General features: G+C 70.2%; 14 protein-coding genes. 12 read left to right on the forward strand and 2 right to left on the reverse strand.

Annotation, left to right across the window (positions count from 1 at the left end; translation table 11 throughout):
* Nucleotides 1–44 precede the first annotated feature (44 nt).
* The 5 genes from QRX50_RS02815 (at nucleotide 45) to QRX50_RS02835 (ending at nucleotide 6,395) form a co-directional block, all read left to right on the forward strand.
* Nucleotides 45–1,355 carry an MFS transporter gene (locus QRX50_RS02815; protein WP_285970430.1) on the forward strand — a complete coding sequence of 437 codons (1,311 nt, stop codon included), beginning with the start codon at nucleotides 45–47 and terminating at the stop codon, nucleotides 1,353–1,355.
* 271 nt (nucleotides 1,356–1,626) lie between these two features.
* Nucleotides 1,627–2,247, forward strand: coding sequence for a PadR family transcriptional regulator (locus QRX50_RS02820; protein ID WP_285970431.1), 621 nt, complete (start codon nucleotides 1,627–1,629; stop codon nucleotides 2,245–2,247).
* The gene (locus tag QRX50_RS02825; protein ID WP_285970432.1) at nucleotides 2,228–3,853 is read left to right on the forward strand and encodes a DHA2 family efflux MFS transporter permease subunit; all 1,626 of its coding nucleotides are present in this window, start codon (nucleotides 2,228–2,230) and stop codon (nucleotides 3,851–3,853) included. Before QRX50_RS02820 ends, QRX50_RS02825 begins: the two co-directional genes overlap by 20 nt.
* Nucleotides 3,854–4,348: 495 nt before the next feature.
* On the forward strand, nucleotides 4,349–4,978 hold the full coding sequence (locus QRX50_RS02830; protein ID WP_285970433.1) for a Maf family protein: 630 nt from the start codon (nucleotides 4,349–4,351) through the stop codon (nucleotides 4,976–4,978).
* Between the two features lie 91 nt (nucleotides 4,979–5,069).
* On the forward strand, nucleotides 5,070–6,395 hold the full coding sequence (locus QRX50_RS02835) for a dicarboxylate/amino acid:cation symporter (RefSeq protein ID WP_285970434.1): 1,326 nt from the start codon (nucleotides 5,070–5,072) through the stop codon (nucleotides 6,393–6,395).
* 78 nt (nucleotides 6,396–6,473) lie between these two features.
* Here the strand turns inward: QRX50_RS02835 and QRX50_RS02840 are convergent, their stop codons facing one another.
* Nucleotides 6,474–7,211, reverse strand: a complete 738-nt coding sequence (locus tag QRX50_RS02840) for a hypothetical protein (protein WP_285970435.1) — start codon at nucleotides 7,209–7,211, stop codon at nucleotides 6,474–6,476.
* Between the two features lie 50 nt (nucleotides 7,212–7,261).
* Between QRX50_RS02840 and QRX50_RS02845 the strand changes: the two genes are divergently transcribed.
* The 7 genes from QRX50_RS02845 (at nucleotide 7,262) to QRX50_RS02875 (ending at nucleotide 13,045) form a co-directional block, all read left to right on the forward strand.
* Nucleotides 7,262–7,552 carry an SAV_915 family protein gene (locus tag QRX50_RS02845; RefSeq protein WP_285970436.1) on the forward strand — a complete coding sequence of 97 codons (291 nt, stop codon included), beginning with the start codon at nucleotides 7,262–7,264 and terminating at the stop codon, nucleotides 7,550–7,552.
* Between the two features lie 93 nt (nucleotides 7,553–7,645).
* Nucleotides 7,646–9,445, forward strand: coding sequence for an acetyl/propionyl/methylcrotonyl-CoA carboxylase subunit alpha (locus tag QRX50_RS02850; protein WP_285970437.1), 1,800 nt, complete (start codon nucleotides 7,646–7,648; stop codon nucleotides 9,443–9,445).
* A 54-nt stretch (nucleotides 9,446–9,499) separates the two neighbouring features.
* Nucleotides 9,500–10,096 (forward strand): DUF1707 SHOCT-like domain-containing protein, encoded by a 597-nt coding sequence (locus QRX50_RS02855; protein ID WP_285970438.1) that lies wholly within the window; start codon nucleotides 9,500–9,502, stop codon nucleotides 10,094–10,096.
* Between the two features lie 19 nt (nucleotides 10,097–10,115).
* Entirely contained in the window at nucleotides 10,116–10,502 is a 387-nt protein-coding gene (locus QRX50_RS02860; RefSeq protein WP_285974340.1) for a DUF1707 SHOCT-like domain-containing protein, read from the forward strand.
* A 71-nt stretch (nucleotides 10,503–10,573) separates the two neighbouring features.
* The gene (locus QRX50_RS02865; protein ID WP_285970439.1) at nucleotides 10,574–11,800 is read left to right on the forward strand and encodes a sensor histidine kinase; all 1,227 of its coding nucleotides are present in this window, start codon (nucleotides 10,574–10,576) and stop codon (nucleotides 11,798–11,800) included.
* Nucleotides 11,797–12,414 carry a response regulator transcription factor gene (locus QRX50_RS02870; RefSeq protein WP_285970440.1) on the forward strand — a complete coding sequence of 206 codons (618 nt, stop codon included), beginning with the start codon at nucleotides 11,797–11,799 and terminating at the stop codon, nucleotides 12,412–12,414. The genes QRX50_RS02865 and QRX50_RS02870 overlap by 4 nt, the downstream gene beginning before the upstream one ends.
* A gap of 100 nt (nucleotides 12,415–12,514) precedes the next feature.
* A complete protein-coding gene (locus QRX50_RS02875; protein ID WP_285970441.1) occupies nucleotides 12,515–13,045 on the forward strand; it encodes a GNAT family N-acetyltransferase in 531 nt (176 codons plus the stop codon).
* Nucleotides 13,046–13,122: 77 nt separating this feature from the next.
* Here QRX50_RS02875 and QRX50_RS02880 read toward each other — a convergent pair whose 3' ends face one another.
* Nucleotides 13,123–14,835, reverse strand: coding sequence for a glycerol-3-phosphate dehydrogenase/oxidase (locus QRX50_RS02880; RefSeq protein WP_285970442.1), 1,713 nt, complete (start codon nucleotides 14,833–14,835; stop codon nucleotides 13,123–13,125).
* Nucleotides 14,836–14,973 lie beyond the last annotated feature (138 nt).

The following is a 14,973-nucleotide window of genomic DNA, read 5'->3' on the forward strand; positions in this document are numbered from 1 at the left end:
CCGCGGCAAAAAGGGGGTCACTCGACATGTGTTCCGCGTGTGGCGTGCCGACGCACGTCCTGGAGGAAGGCGGCAAGGACGGCGCGGTCGCGACCGCGCCGCGCAAGTTCGCCGCGCTGTACAACAAGGACTGCCGTCCGTACCTGTTCGGCGCGGCGCTGGCGATGATGGCCGACAACATCGAGCACGTCATCACCTACTGGGTGCTGTGGGAGAAGTTCCACTCGCCCGCGCTCACCGGTTTCGAGGTGATCAGCCACTGGGTGCCGTTCCTGCTGTTCTCGGTGTACTTCGGCGGACTGGCCGACCGGCACGACTGCCGGCGGATCATCCAGGCCGCGCAGGTGTTGTTCATGCTCGTGTCGGCACTGTGGGGCGTGCTGATCCTCACCGACTCGCTGCAGGTCTGGAGCGCGTGCGTGCTGCTGATCTTGCACGGCGTCGCGGGCGCGGTCTGGGGTCCGGGCGAACAGCTGATGCTGCACGACTTCGTCGGCCCGGCCGAGCTGCCGAGCGCGGTGCGGCTCAACGCGACGTTCCGCAGCCTGGGGATTCTCTTCGGCCCGGTCGTCGGGTCGGCGCTACTGCTCGGACTGGGGCCGGTGGTGGGGATCTTCGTGAACGTCGCGTTCTACCTGCCGCTCACGATCTTCTTGTTCCGCACCAAGTTCACCGGCCACACCCGCGACGGCGGCATCGTGGCGCGCCCGCGCGTGGGCCTGTTCGACTCGGTGCGGGTGCTGCGCGAGGTCGGCGCGAACCCGACGATGGTCGGGATGATCATCCTGGCCGGCCTCGGCGCCTTCTTCGTCGGTGCGTCCCTGCAGAGCTCGATGCCGATCTTCGCCCAGGACCTGGGCGCGGGCAGCGCCGGCACCGCGTACGGCGTGCTGCTGTTCGCCAACGGCGCCGGAGGCGTCCTCGGCGGCATCCTGCTGGAGGCGACGGGCCGGATCAAACCGAGCGTGTTCGCGGCTGTGGTCAGCACGGCGATCTACGGGCTGTCGAGCCTGTTCTTCGCCCTGACGGCCAGTTATCCACTCGCCTTGGTACTGCTGGTGATCGGCGGGGTCGCGAACCTGGCGTCGATGTCGATCGGGCAGACGGTGGTGCAGCTGCTGGCGAAACCGGCCGAACGCGGGCGGGTGATCGGGGTGTACAACGTCTCCGCCAACGGCCTGCGCGCCGGCAGCGGGTTCACCGTCGGCCTGCTCGGCGCGGCAGTGGGGGTGCACTGGTCCCTGGGCCTGAGCGCGGCCGCGCTGACGGTGGGCACCGGGATATCCGGCTGGTACTCGCTGTGGGGGAAGCGGGCGAGGGAGGCTCGCAAGCAGCTGCAGCACGTGGCCGACTGAGGTTCGGGAGTCCTTTCGACGCCCGTCGTCCCCTGTCCGGGGCGGCGGGCGTCGTCGTCGTTTGCGCTGGTCACGCATAGCGATCGCGGTTTTTGTCGGTGCCGCCGGTTACCGTGTCGGCATCGGGTCCAAGCCTTGCCATCACCGTGCGCGACAGCGCGCTCACCAGCGCAAATCACACTGGACCCGTTCGTACTCGAAGCCGTACAGTCTTCACGCATATAGTCCACGTGGAATAACCACGCCGGATCACTCGAAGGGATCAACAGCCATGGTTGCGGCGAAGCTGACCGCTCTGGGGGTGGCCGTGCTGGAGCTTCTCCACGAGAAGCCGATGCACCCCTACGAGATGGCTCAGCTCATGCGCGAGCGGTACGTGGACCAGCGCGTGAAGCTGAAGGCCGGGTCGCTCTACCACACCGTGGAACGGTTGCAGCACAACGGTTTCGTCGAGATCGTCGACACCCAGCGCGACGGCCGGCGGCCCGAGCGGACGGTGTACGCGATGACGGCAGCCGGCAAGGACGTGTTCGAGCAGCGAGCGCGGGAGATGCTGGGCGACGTCGCCCAGGAGTACCCGGAGTTCCTCAGCGGGCTGGCGGTCATCGACGACCTCGGCCGGGACATGTCGCTGGCCGAGCTGGAGCACCGCCTCACGCTGCTGCGCGCGAGCGTCGCGGCGGATCAGGTCATGTTCGAGCGCGTGCGCGACAACGCGGTCCCCGAGATCTACTGGCTTGACTTCCGCTACGCCGCCGCCCACCGGGCTTTTGAACTCGAGTGGTGCGAACGCCTGTACGCCGACCTTGCCTCAGGGCGCATCCGGTTCCAGGACGAGAAGCCCTCCCTCAGTCTCATCACCAAGGAAGACCATGAACGCAAGACAAGCTAACCCGTGGGCCGCGCTGAGCGCGTTGTGCCTGGGGTTCTTCATGATCCTGCTGGACACCACCATCGTGTCCATCGCCGTGCCGAACATGCTGAGCAAGCTCAACACGGGCTTGAACTCCGTGGTGTGGGTGATCAGCGTCTACCTGCTGACCTACGCCGTGCCGATGCTGTTCACCAGCCGCCTGGGTGACCGTTTCGGGCCGAAGCGGGTGTTCCTCGCCGGCCTGATCGTGTTCACCGGCGCCTCGCTCTGGTGCGGCCTGTCCGGCAGCGTCGAGATGCTCATCGCGGCCCGCGCCGTGCAGGGCCTCGGCGCCGCGCTGATGACGCCGCAGACGCTGGCGTTCATCACGCACCTGTTCCCGCCTGCCAAGCGCGGCCCCGCGATGGGCGCGTGGGGCGGCGTCGCCGGCCTGGCCACCATCGCCGGCCCGCTGCTGGGCGGCGTACTGGTCGACCACCTCGGCTGGGAGTGGATCTTCTTCGTCAACGTGCCGATCGGCGTGATCGCCATCGTCCTGACGGTGCTGCTCGTGCCCGATTGGCAGCCGAAAAACTCGCACGCGTTCGACTTCATCGGCATCTTCCTGTCGGCGGCGGGCCTGTTCTGCGTGGTGTTCGGCGTGCAGAACGGCCAGCAGTACGACTGGGGCACGGTCTTCGCCGGCATCACGGTGTTCGAGTTCATCGGCGCCGGCGTGGTGCTGCTCGTGGCGTTCGTGCTGTGGCAGAAGTACAACCGCCGCGAACCGCTGGTGCCGCTCGGCGTGTTCGCCAACCGCAACTTCTCCGCGGGCACACTCACGGCCACGACCGTCGGCTTCACGATGACCGGCATGTTCCTGCCGCTGATCATCTACATCCAGACCGTGCTCGGCCTGAGCCCCACGCTCGCCGGCGCGCTGACCGCGCCGATGTCGCTGCTGTCGGGCGTCATCGCGCCGTTCGTGGGCCGCGCGTCGGACCGCATCAACGGCAAGTACCTCGTGATGGGCGGCCTTTCCCTGCTCGCGCTGGGCATCGGCATCATCGCCGTGCAGGCCCGCCCGGACACCAGCCCGTGGGCGCTGATCCCGGCGCTGCTCGTCTGCGGTCTCGGCATCGGCTGCATCTTCTCCCCGATGAGCAACCTGACCATGGCCTCGGTGCAGCCCAAGCTCGCCGGCACCGCGTCGGGCATCTTCAACACCGCCCGCCAGGTCGGCGGCGTCCTCGGCAGCGCGGCCATCGGCGTGCTCCTGCAGGCCCGCATCAGCGCCTCCATCGCCGACGAGGCCACCACCGCCGCGGCGCAGCTGCCCGAGCAGTACCGCCAGCCCTTCGCCGACGGCATCGCCCACGCCGCGGCGTCCACGGGCGAGTTCGGCTCCTCCGGGGGTCCCGCGCCCATCCCGGGCCTCCCCGCCGACATCGCCGCCCAAGCGGGCCGCCTCGCCTCCGAAGCCGTGCACAACGGCCTCACCGACGCCGCCCGCGCCACCCTGATCCTGCCGATCGCCGTGCTGATCCTCGGCGTCCTCTCGGCGTCCTTCCTGCGCCGCGTCACCCCCCGCCCCGCCCCGACGCCCACCACCCCGACCACCTCGGAAACCCCGGTCACTGCCTGACCCGGCAAGCACGCCGGGCCTCGACGGGCGCGGGCTTCGGCTCGCGCTCACGAGGCTTGGCGGGGACGGCACAGAAAGACGTGCCGCACCTCGGCCACCGGTGCGGGAGCCGGGGCCGAGGGGCGGCACGTTTACCGCGGGAGAGAAAGTCGAGGGGCAGCAGCAGGTGGAGCCGGCCACGGACAGCCGGTCGCCGGCGCAGTCACCCGCGCAGGGGCGGGGAGCTCTTCAGCGTCTCAGTACCACCAGCACGAACAGGGTCGCGGTGTTTCGGCGCGCGCAGGCGCGCCCACCACGCCGAGCGCAGCCTGGTCGGCGGCGTGGATTCCGTCACCCGGACCGTCATGCGGCACCGTGGTCCCTTCCCGGCATCTGGCTTGATACCGTCGAGGCGAGCTGAGCCCGATATGTTGTGAGCAACAACAAACTAGCTCGACGGCCGGGTGTTGCAGGTCACAATTCGGCAACTCTCACTACGGGCGGTAGCTTTCACCTGTGCGTCTCGTACTTGCTTCCCAGTCCCCCGCCCGTCTCGCGTTGCTGCGCGCCGCCGGGCTCGAGCCGAGTGTTGTGGTGTCCGGTGTCGACGAGGACGCCGTGGCGGCGGCGCTCACCGATCCGGCGCCCGACGAGCTGGTGATGGCGCTCGCCGCGGCCAAAGGCAACGCCGTGTTCGCCGAGGTGGCCGGCATCCACGCCGACGCGGTGATCGTGGCGTGCGACTCGATGCTGTCGATCGGCGGTGAGATGGTCGGCAAGCCCGGGACGCCCGAGGTCGCGCGGCGACGGTGGGAGGTGATGGCCGGCAACTCCGGCGAGCTGCTGACCGGCCACGCGATCATCCGCGTGGAAAACGGCCACCGCACCAAGGAAACCGCCGGCACGCAGCGCACCACCGTCCACTTCGGACGGCCCAGCACCGAGGAGCTCGACGCCTACATCGCCACCGGCGAGCCACTGCAGGTGGCGGGCGCGTTCACCCTCGACGGGCTCGGCGGCTGGTTCGTCGAGGGCATCGAGGGCGACCCCTCGAGTGTCATCGGGCTGAGCCTGCCGCTCGTTCGCCGCCTACTGACCGAGGTCGGGGTGAGTGTCGTGGATCTCTGGACGCGTCCCACATCCTGAGAAGACTTTCACTCCACCGAGTGATCGAAGAAAGTTCATGTTCGGCCCGGTTCGGGCCTGAACGGGAACTTTCGACCTCTGGGGTGGCTTCGTGTCCTTCCTCCGCGCGTACACCAAACCTCGAGTCTTCGCGGCCGCTGTGATCGGCTCGCTCGTCGTCGGCGCGCTCCTCGGCATTCTCGCCAGGGGCACCGGCGCGACAACGCTCACCGAAGTGCTGCACCAGATCGGCTCGATCTTCACGACGCTGCTGCAGATCGCGGTGATCCCGCTGGTCTTCACGGCGATCGTGGTCGGCATCACGAGCCTGCGCGGCCTCGGCGGCGGGCGCACGGCCGCGCGGCTCGGCGGCCGCACGGTGCTGTGGTTCGCCATCACATCGTTCATCGCCTCGCTCATCGGCATCGCGATCGGCAAGCTGTTCAACCCGGGCGCCGGCGGCCTCGGCGCGGGCATCGCGGCCACGGCGAAGAACGCCGACAAGGCCGCCAAGAGCGTGAGCGACTGGGGTTCCTGGGACGCCTTCATCAACGGCCTGCTCCCCCAGAACTTCTTCTCCGCCTTCGCCGAAGGCAACACCCTGCAGGTGCTTTTCCTCGCCGTGGTGATCGGCGCCGCGGCCTACAGCCTTGGCGACAAGGCGAAGCCGTTCGTCGACTTCACCACGAGCGTCTTCGAAATCATCCAGCGCTACCTCGGCTGGATTGTGCGCCTGGCCCCGCTCGGCATCGCCGGCCTGATCGGCGCCGCCGTGTCCAACTACGGCGACGCCCTCTTCCGCCCGCTGCTCTCCACCACGGCCGCGGTCTACGTCGGCTGCCTGCTGGTGCTGTTCGTCGTCTACCCGATCCTGCTGAAGTTCGTCGCCAAGATCAGCCCGACCACGTTCTTCGCCAAGGCGGGCACGGCGATCCAGTTCGCGTTCGCCTCGCAGTCCTCCGCCGCGACGCTGCCGCTCACCCGCCAGGCGGCGGTGAACCTGGGTGTCGAACCGTCCTACGCCGCCTTCGCCACCCCGCTCGCCAGTGCGACCAAAATGGACGGTTGCGCGGCCGTTTTCCCGGCCATCGGAGCCATCTTCATCGCCAATCTGTCCGGCGTGCAGCTGAGCATCGGGCAGTACGTCGGCATCGTCGTGGTCGCCGTGCTCGGCGCGCTCGCCACCGCGGGCACCACGGGCTGGCTCACCGCGCTCACGCTCACCACCGCGTTCATCGGCCTCGACGCCAAGCAGGTGGCACTGGGCATCGCGCTCATCTACTCCGTAAACCCGATCATGGACATGATGCGCACGGCCACCAACGTCGCCGGCCAGATCGTGGTCCCGACCATCGTCGCCCGGGCCGAAGACCTGCTCGACGACACGGTGCGCGACGCCCCGGCCCCCAAGGCCCAGGCCGAACCCGTCAGCGCCTGAACCGAGCAGCCTGACCAAGCAGCCTGAGCCGAGCCGACGGCGGCTGGGCAACAGCACCAGCAACGGCAACAGCCGAGCTCAGCCGCCGTCCGCACACGGCCGTAGCTCCGAGGCCCGCACCTCGACCTGCGGCCACCCCCGCAGATCCGACGGCGACACCACCGTCCGAGTGCAGCCCAGTTCCTTACCGCTCAGCTGGTAGACCTCGGCGAGCACCGGCGCGGCCTGGCACTTGGGCGTGCCCGGTGTCGCATCCGGACACTCGTGCCGCACGACGATCACGTCGGGCCGGCCGTCGGTGTTGACGTCGAAAAGCGAAAGCGTGCCGGCGTCGGCGAAGTAGGGCTTCCCGAAGTCGCGCCACACCCCGTCCGAGCCGATGAGCAGCTCGCCGTAGGCGCCGCCCGCACCGTCGCCCCCGCCGACGTCGCCGGTCACGAGGCACGCCGACGTCTCCGCCGCGATGCAGCGCAACGACTGCGCGTTGAGCTTCGCCCCCATCGTGGTGATCGCGAGCTCGAACTCCGTGCCCGGCTGCGGCCCCACCCGCACGCGCCCCCAGCCGCCGGACGCGTCGGAGAGCAGCACGACCGGAGTGGCGCCCACGGTCATCGCGGCCAGCTGGCGGCACGCGCCGCTGCCGCAGGTCGCCGTGGTGGGCGCCGCCGGCTCCAGGCTCACGGGCGGAACGCCGGGCACACCGTCGGGTTTCGGGCGCAGCACGACGACGACCACCAGCGCCGCCACCGTCACCACGGCGGCGAGCACCGCCGTGAGCAGCGCGGACCGTGGGGTCCGGGTCGGCGAAGTCCGCATATCCGAGACTGTAGGCGACCTTGCAGACGGTGGCCGTCTATGTTGTTCCGGTGACGAACCCCAACCTCCCCCCGGCCCTGTACCTGCCGACCGGACCGGTCTCCGGGACCACCGACGGCGGCACCGGTGCCAACATCGAGCTGCGCCGCACCCCCGACGGCCGCGTGGCCCTGGTCGCGTTCACCGCGCTCGACCGGCTGATCGACTGCTGCGGCGAGCACCAGCCGTGGATCATGATCAACACCGAGCACCTGCCGAAGATCCACCAGGTCAACCCCTACGACGTGATCGTGCTCGACTCCGAACTCCCGGTCGAGCTGCGCCACACCGCGCGGGTATAACGAAACCACCGGGTGGTCCAGCTCTCATCCCAGCGGGTAGTGCGGTCCGTAGACTCCGGGACACCAGGCAGTGGAGCTCACGGGAGGTACCGGGTGACCGAGCAGGACGTCGCGAGCACGGGTGGTCCGGTGACCAAGATTCTCGTCGCCAACCGCGGTGAGATCGCGGTCCGCGTGATCAGGGCGGCAAAGGACGCGGGTCTCGAAAGTGTGGCCGTGTACGCCGATCCCGACCGCGACGCACCCCATGTGCGCCTGGCCGACGAAGCGTTCTCGCTGGGAGGCACGACCGCCGCCGAGAGCTACCTCTCCATCGACAAACTCCTCGACGTGGCCAAGCGTTCCGGCGCCGACTCCGTCCACCCGGGATACGGGTTCCTGTCGGAGAACGCCGATTTCGCCCAGGCCGTACTGGATGCCGGGCTGACGTGGATCGGCCCGAGCCCACAGTCCATTCGCGACCTCGGCGACAAGGTGACCGCGCGGCACATCGCCACGCGCGCCGGCGCGCCGCTGGTACCCGGCACCAAGGAGCCGGTGAAGAACGCGGACGAGATCGTCGCGTTCGCCGACGAGCACGGTCTGCCCGTGGCGATCAAGGCGGCGTTCGGCGGCGGCGGGCGCGGCCTCAAGGTCGCCCGTACGCGTGAGGAAATCCCCGAGCTGTTCGAGTCGGCGACGCGCGAGGCGGTGGCCGCGTTCGGTCGTGGCGAGTGCTTCGTGGAGCGCTACCTCGACAAGCCGCGCCACGTCGAGGCGCAGGTGCTGGCCGACCAGCACGGCACCGCGATCGTCGTCGGCACGCGCGACTGCTCGCTGCAGCGCCGCCACCAGAAGCTCGTCGAAGAGGCGCCCGCACCGTTCCTGTCCGACGACCAGCGCCGGCGCATCCACGAATCGGCCAAGGCGATCTGCAAGGAAGCCGGTTACTACGGCGCCGGCACCGTCGAGTACCTCGTGGCCACCGACGGCACCATCTCTTTCCTCGAGGTGAACACCCGCCTGCAGGTGGAGCACCCCGTGTCCGAGGAGACGACGGGCCTCGACCTCGTGCGCGAGATGTTCCGCATCGCGCGCGGCGAGAAGCTGCGCATCACCGAAGACCCCGAGCCCCGCGGGCACTCGATCGAGTTCCGCATCAACGGCGAGGACGCGGGCCGCGGCTTCCTGCCGGCGCCGGGCACCGTCACGAAGTTCATCTCGCCCAACGGCCCCGGCGTGCGCGTCGACTCCGGTGTGGAGTCCGGCAGCGTGATCGGCGGCCAGTTCGACTCGATGCTCGCGAAGCTGATCGTCACCGGTTCCGACCGCAACAACGCCCTCGAGCGCAGCCGGCGCGCGCTGGCCGAGTTCGTGGTGGAGGGTATGGCGACCGTGCTGCCGTTCGACCGCGTGATCGTGGACGACCCGGCGTTCATCGGCGACGAAAACGGCTTCTCCGTGCACACGCGCTGGATCGAGACCGAGTTCGACAACAAGATCGAGCCGTTCGCCAACAACGCCGTACCCGACTCCGAAGAAGAAGCGCCTCGGCAGAACGTGGTGGTCGAGGTCGGCGGCCGGCGGCTCGAGGTGTCGCTGCCGGGCGGCTTCGCGCTCGAAGGCTCGGGCAGCGGGGCAACGGCCACGAAGGCCAAGCCGCGCAAGCGCTCTGGCGGCGCGAAGGCAGCGGTGAGTGGCGACGCCGTCACGGCGCCGATGCAGGGCACGATCGTGAAGATCGCAGTGGAGGAAGGCCAGCACGTCGAGGCGGGCGAGCTGATCGTGGTCCTCGAGGCGATGAAGATGGAAAACCCGGTCACGGCGCACAAAGCGGGCACTGTCACGGGGCTTTCGGTCGAGGTCGGCGCCGCCGTGACCCAGGGCACGCAACTTCTGGAGCTCAAGGACTGAAGTTGTGCCGAATGTCGTGGGTCCGCAGGCCCGCGGCGGCATACCATCGTCGGTGTGACAGAGGTGCCGTCTCCGCAGCTGCGGATCAGCGACCAGGAACGGGAATCCGCGCTGAATGCGCTCGGTGAGCACATGAGCGCGGGGCGGATCGACATCGACGAGTACGGCGAGCGCTCGGCGCGCATCACCGCGGCCAAGACGCGGGGTGAGCTGGCAGGGCTGTTCGACGACCTGCCCGATCCGCACCCGGTGTACGGCTCGGGACAGCCCGCACCGGCACCGGTACCTGCCGCACCTCCGGTTCCCGCCCCCGCTCCGCAGACGGCGGTGGGCCGGCCGCAGGGCTGGAACGGTGGCCAGCGGGCGGCGGCCGCACTGGTGCCGCTGGTCTGGATCGCGGCCATCGCCCTGATCGCCACCAGCACGCTGGGCTGGGGAATCATCTTCGTGCCGATCGCGCTCACGGCGGCCGGTCGCGCGCTGTGGGGTCACGGCTGGGACCACAACGGCGACCGGCACCGGCGCGACCACCGGCTCGACCACCGCGACGCCCGTCGTGAACTGCGCGACGAGTTCCGCCGCGACCAGATCGAGGCCCGCCGCGAGATGCGCGACGAGTTCCGCGATCGCCGACGACGCGACCGCTGGTAAGGCGCACCCCGTGACCGACATGCGGCTGAGCGACGAGGAACGCCAGGACGCGCTCGACGTGCTTTCCGAGCACGTCCGCACCGGCCGCCTGGACGTCGACGAATACGGCACCCGTTCGGCCAAGGTCACGGCCGCCAAGCGGGTCAGCGACCTGGAACCCCTCTTCGACGACCTGCCCTCGCCCCGGCCGAGCGCGCTGCTGGCGATTCCACGAGCCGGGGCCACCGCTGTGCCCGCCTCGAGTCCCGCCGGTGACAGCGCGTTGATGCGCTTCGCCCTGCGGTTCGCCGTGCCGATCGCCGTGGTGGTGGCGATCGCGGTGTTCGTGCTCTCGCGCGGGCGGCTCATCCTCGTCTTCGCGTTGCCGCTGGCCATCCTGCTGATCACCGGCTGGCGCCGGCGCTGATCCACCGATCGGTGGAGGCCGCTGTCAAACGGTGGACCGCGGCGAGCGCGTCGAGCTGCGAGAATCGCGCCATGATGGGTGTGGTGCCGGGTGCGGTGAACCCGCGCGGCGAGCGGCTGGCCGGGCCGCTGTTCGCCGCGATCGGGATCGCGGTGCTTGTCGCGTGCACGATCTGGGCAGCGGCGGGTGACTACGTCGGTGCGGTGACGCTCGTCGTCGCGGGCCTGTCCGCAGCGTGGCTGCTGCTGCTCGTGCCGCTATTCCCTCGGCGAGCGCGGCACCCGTGGCTGGCGGTCGGGTTCTTCGCCGGATTGCTCGCCGGGGCGGCCGCGCTCGCGACGCTCAGCACCACGTACACGGCCTTCGCCTCGGTCGCCTATCCCATCGCCTTCGTGTTGTTCGCCGCCCGCTGGAGCGTCTTCGCCGTGACCGCGACGGCCGTGATTCCCTTGCTGGCCAAGGGAATCTGGGGCACGGATGCGTCGGCGCCGGGATGGGTCTACGTGGCCTCGGTCGTCGGGCCGATGCTGTACGCCGCGTGGTTCGTCGGCGCCGAAAACGACAAGCGGCGACGCGCCAACGCGGCCCTCGCCGAGGCCAACGCGCGCCTCGAAACCGCGCTCGAGGAGAACGCCGGGCTCCACGCGCAGCTGCTCACGCAGGCCCGCGAGGCCGGCGTGCACGACGAACGCCGGCGCATGGCCCGCGAAATCCACGACACGCTCGCGCAGGGCCTCACCGGCATCGTCACGCAGCTGCAAGCCGCGGACCGGGCTTCGTCCGCGGAGTCCCGGCACCGGCACCTCACCCAGGTCCACACGCTCGCCAAGGACAGCCTCACGGAGGCCCGCCGCGCCGTGCAGGCGTTGCGACCCGAGCCGCTCACCGACTCGCGCTTGCCCGACGCGCTGGCGGAGCTGGCGCGGCGCGTCACCGACACGTCGGGGGTCGCCGTGACCGCGGAGACGAGCGGCGAACCCGTGCCGCTGCTGCCGGAACTGGAGGTGACGCTGTACCGCGTGGCGCAGGAAGCCTTGGCCAACGCGGAAAAACACGCCCGCGCTGCGCGGATCGCCGTTTCGTTGACCTATGCCGGCGAAGTGGTCCTGCTCGACGTCCGCGACGACGGCACCGGCTTCGACCCCGCCTCGCCGGCGCGTGGCGACGGCACCGGGTTCGGCCTGCAGGCGATGCGCCAGCGCGTGCGGTGCGTGGCGGGGACGTTCGCACTCGAATCGGCACCGGGGGAAGGCACCGCGGTCAACGTGCAGCTCCCGGCCATCCCGGCGGACCGATGATCCGCCTCCTGCTCACCGACGACCACCCCGTCGTCCGCGACGGCCTGCGTGGCGCGTTCGAGGGTTGCCCCGACATCGAGGTGATCGGCGAGGCAGCCACCGGCGTCGAGGCCCTGGCCTTCGTCGCGCGCCACCACCCCGACGTCGTCCTCATGGACCTGCGCATGCCCGAGCTCGACGGCGTCGGCGCGATCCGCCGGCTCGCCACCGAGCACCCGGCCGTGCGCGTCCTGGTCCTCACCACGTACGACTCCGAGGCCGACGTCCTGCCCGCCATCGAGGCGGGCGCCACCGGTTACCTGCTGAAGGACGCGCCCGTGGCCGACCTGCAGCACGCCATCCGCGCCGCTGCCCGCGGTGAGTCCGTGCTCGCGCCCGCCGTGGCCGCCCGCCTGATGGCGCCGCTGCGCCGTCCCACGCCGGGCGCGCTGACCGCCCGCGAGCTCGACGTCCTGCGCCTGGTCGCGGCAGGCGCGACCAACCGCGCGGCGGCGAACCAGCTGTTCATCAGCGAGGCGAGCATCAAGACCCACCTGCTGCACGTCTACGCCAAGCTCGGCGTGAACGACCGCGCGGCCGCCGTCGGCGAGGCTTACCGGCGCGGGCTGCTCTGACCTCACCGTCGTGGGAATCGTGTCCAACCCGCCGCTCGACGAGGGTGGCGCACCCGTCATCCGGGAGCGCTGAGCGCCCGACTCTGGTTACCCTCGTGGCGTGGAACCCGTGGAGATCAACGCGGGCGCGTACTACCTGCGCCAGCTGCGGGCGGACCGGCACCTCGACGACCGGGCCGCACTGATGGAGGCGTTCGCCGATCCGGAGCACCGGCGGTACGTGCTGAACTACCGGCTGCGGACGCTCGACGAAGCGACCGAGTACGTCGCGCTGCGCACGGCGCAGTGGTCGTGCGACGAGCGGTGCTCGTGGGCGGTGGCGGAGCCGACGACCGGGCGGCTCCTCGGTGAGGTCGGGTTGCGGGACCTGGACCTGAAGTTCGACACGGCCGAAGCGTCCGTCTGGACGCATCCCACGGAGCGGGGCAAGGGCGTCGCGAGCACGGCCCTGAGCGCGGCTCTCCGCTACGGCTTCGGCGGGCTCGGGCTGCAGGAGATCAGTTACCGGCACGAGGAGAGCAACGTCGTGTCGGCGTCGGTCGCCGCGAAGTGCGGGTTCACGTGTGTGGGCCCGGAGCGGACGCCGGCGCCGACCGGCGAGCCGTTGATCAAGTGGACCCGCCAGGCCTGAAGCAGCGGTGAAAATTCAGCGAAGCGCAAAAGCCGTGAGGGGCACCTCAAGGTGCCCCTCACGGCAGCGGCGGAACCTCAGCTCACGGGCTCGATGATCCCCGACCGAGCCTCCGGCGCCGAAGCCCGCAACGCGTCCGCCGACTCGTCCGTCGGCTGCGACTGCGATTCGCGTTCGGCCTCCACACGGGCCGTGTAGACGTCGACTTCGCGCTTGATCGTCTCCGCGGACCAGCCCAGGACCTCGCCGACGAGGCGCGCGACCTGGTCGGCGCAGTCGGCGCCGCGGTGGGCGTACTCGATGGAGATGCGGGTGCGCCGCGCGAGCACGTCTTCCAGGTGCAGCGCGCCTTCGTGGCTGGCGGCGTAGACGACCTCGACACCCAGGTAGTCGGGCGCGGAGTCGATCGGCTTGAGCAGCTCGGGACGGCCGTCGGCCAGCGCGAGCACCTCGTGGACCAGCGAGCCGTAGCGGTCGAGCAGGTGCCGCACGCGGTAGGGGTGCAGGCCGTGCTGCGCGGCCAGGTGATCGGCCTGGTTCACGAGCGCGTGGTAACCGTCGGCGCCGACCAGCGGCACCTTGTCCGTGATGGACGACGGCGGCCGGCCGGGCAGGTCCACCACGGCCGCGTCGACCGCGTCGGCCGCCATCACGCGGTACGTCGTGTACTTGCCACCCGCGATCGCGACCAATCCCGGCGCCACGCGCGCGACGGCGTGCTCACGCGAAAGCTTCGACGTCTCCTCGCTTTCGCCCGCCAGCAGCGGACGGAGGCCGGCGTACACGCCCTCGATGTCGTCGTGCGTGAGCGGCGTGGCCAGCACCGTGTTCACGTGGTCGAGGATGTAGTCGATGTCGTGCTTCGTGGCCGCGGGGTGCGCCAGGTCGAGGTGCCAGTCGGTGTCCGTGGTCCCGACGATCCAGTGGTTGCGCCACGGGATGACGAACAGAACAGATTTTTCAGTGCGCAGGATCAGTCCCGACTCCGAGACGATCCGGTCGCGCGGCACCACGATGTGCACGCCCTTGCTCGCGCGCACGCGGAACCGCCCGCGCCCGCCCGAAAGCCGCTGCAGCTCGTCGGTCCACACCCCGGTGCAGTTGATGACCGCGCCGGCCTGGATCTCCGTCTCGCGGCCGTCCTCGACGTCGCGCACGCGGACACCCGAGATGCGGTCGGCCTCGCGCAGGAAACCCACCACCTGGGTCGACGTGCGCACCACGGCGCCGTAGTGCGCGGCGGTGCGGGCCACGGTCATGGTGTGGCGGGCGTCGTCGGACTGCGCGTCGTAGTAGCGGATGCCACCGATCAGAGCCGACCTTTTCAACGCCGGAACCATCCGCAAAGCACCCGCGCGGGTGAGGTGCTTCTGCCCCGGAACGGACCGCGCGCCGCCCATCGTGTCGTACATCAACAGGCCCGCGGCGGTGTACGGCCGCTCCCACCCGCGGTGGGTCAGCGGGTACAGGAAGCTCACCGGCTTCACCAGGTGCGGGGCCAGCGTGGTCAGCATCAGCTCGCGCTCGTGGAGCGCTTCGCGGACCAGGCCGAACTCCAGCTGTTCCAGGTAGCGCAGGCCACCGTGGAAGAGCTTGCTCGACCGGCTGGACGTCCCGGATGCCAGGTCACGGGCCTCTACGAGGGCCACGCGCAGGCCGCGCGTCGCCGCGTCGAGTGCTGTCCCGGCACCCACGACCCCGCCACCGATCACGACCAGGTCGAAGGTCTCCTTGCCGAGGCGCTGCCAGGATTCCTCGCGCGCCGCCGGTCCCAGCTTCGCTTCCGTCACCGTGGCTGCCCTCCTCGCGACTGGCTGTTGTGCACCCCTCCAGCATTGCACGACTACCGAGCGCACCGCTCGGCCTGGAAACTTGTCCGTTCCAGCGAGGCAGAGCAGCATGGTAGGTCTCGGCGCAAGGAGGCGTCG

It is taken from the genome of Amycolatopsis sp. 2-15 (genome assembly GCF_030285625.1).
In the GTDB taxonomy this organism is placed as follows: domain Bacteria; phylum Actinomycetota; class Actinomycetes; order Mycobacteriales; family Pseudonocardiaceae; genus Amycolatopsis; species Amycolatopsis carbonis.

What these genes read in the sequence shown, in the direction of transcription:
- QRX50_RS02870 (WP_285970440.1), top strand. Translation starts at nt 11,797, where the DNA reads ATGATCCGCCTCCTGCTCACCGACGACCACCCCGTCGTCCGCGACGGC.
- QRX50_RS02825 (WP_285970432.1), top strand. Translation starts at nt 2,228, where the DNA reads ATGAACGCAAGACAAGCTAACCCGTGGGCCGCGCTGAGCGCGTTGTGC.
- QRX50_RS02860 (WP_285974340.1), top strand. Translation starts at nt 10,116, where the DNA reads ATGCGGCTGAGCGACGAGGAACGCCAGGACGCGCTCGACGTGCTTTCC.
- QRX50_RS02865 (WP_285970439.1), top strand. Translation starts at nt 10,574, where the DNA reads ATGATGGGTGTGGTGCCGGGTGCGGTGAACCCGCGCGGCGAGCGGCTG.
- QRX50_RS02840 (WP_285970435.1), bottom strand. Translation starts at nt 7,211, where the DNA reads ATGCGGACTTCGCCGACCCGGACCCCACGGTCCGCGCTGCTCACGGCG.
- QRX50_RS02820 (WP_285970431.1), top strand. Translation starts at nt 1,627, where the DNA reads ATGGTTGCGGCGAAGCTGACCGCTCTGGGGGTGGCCGTGCTGGAGCTT.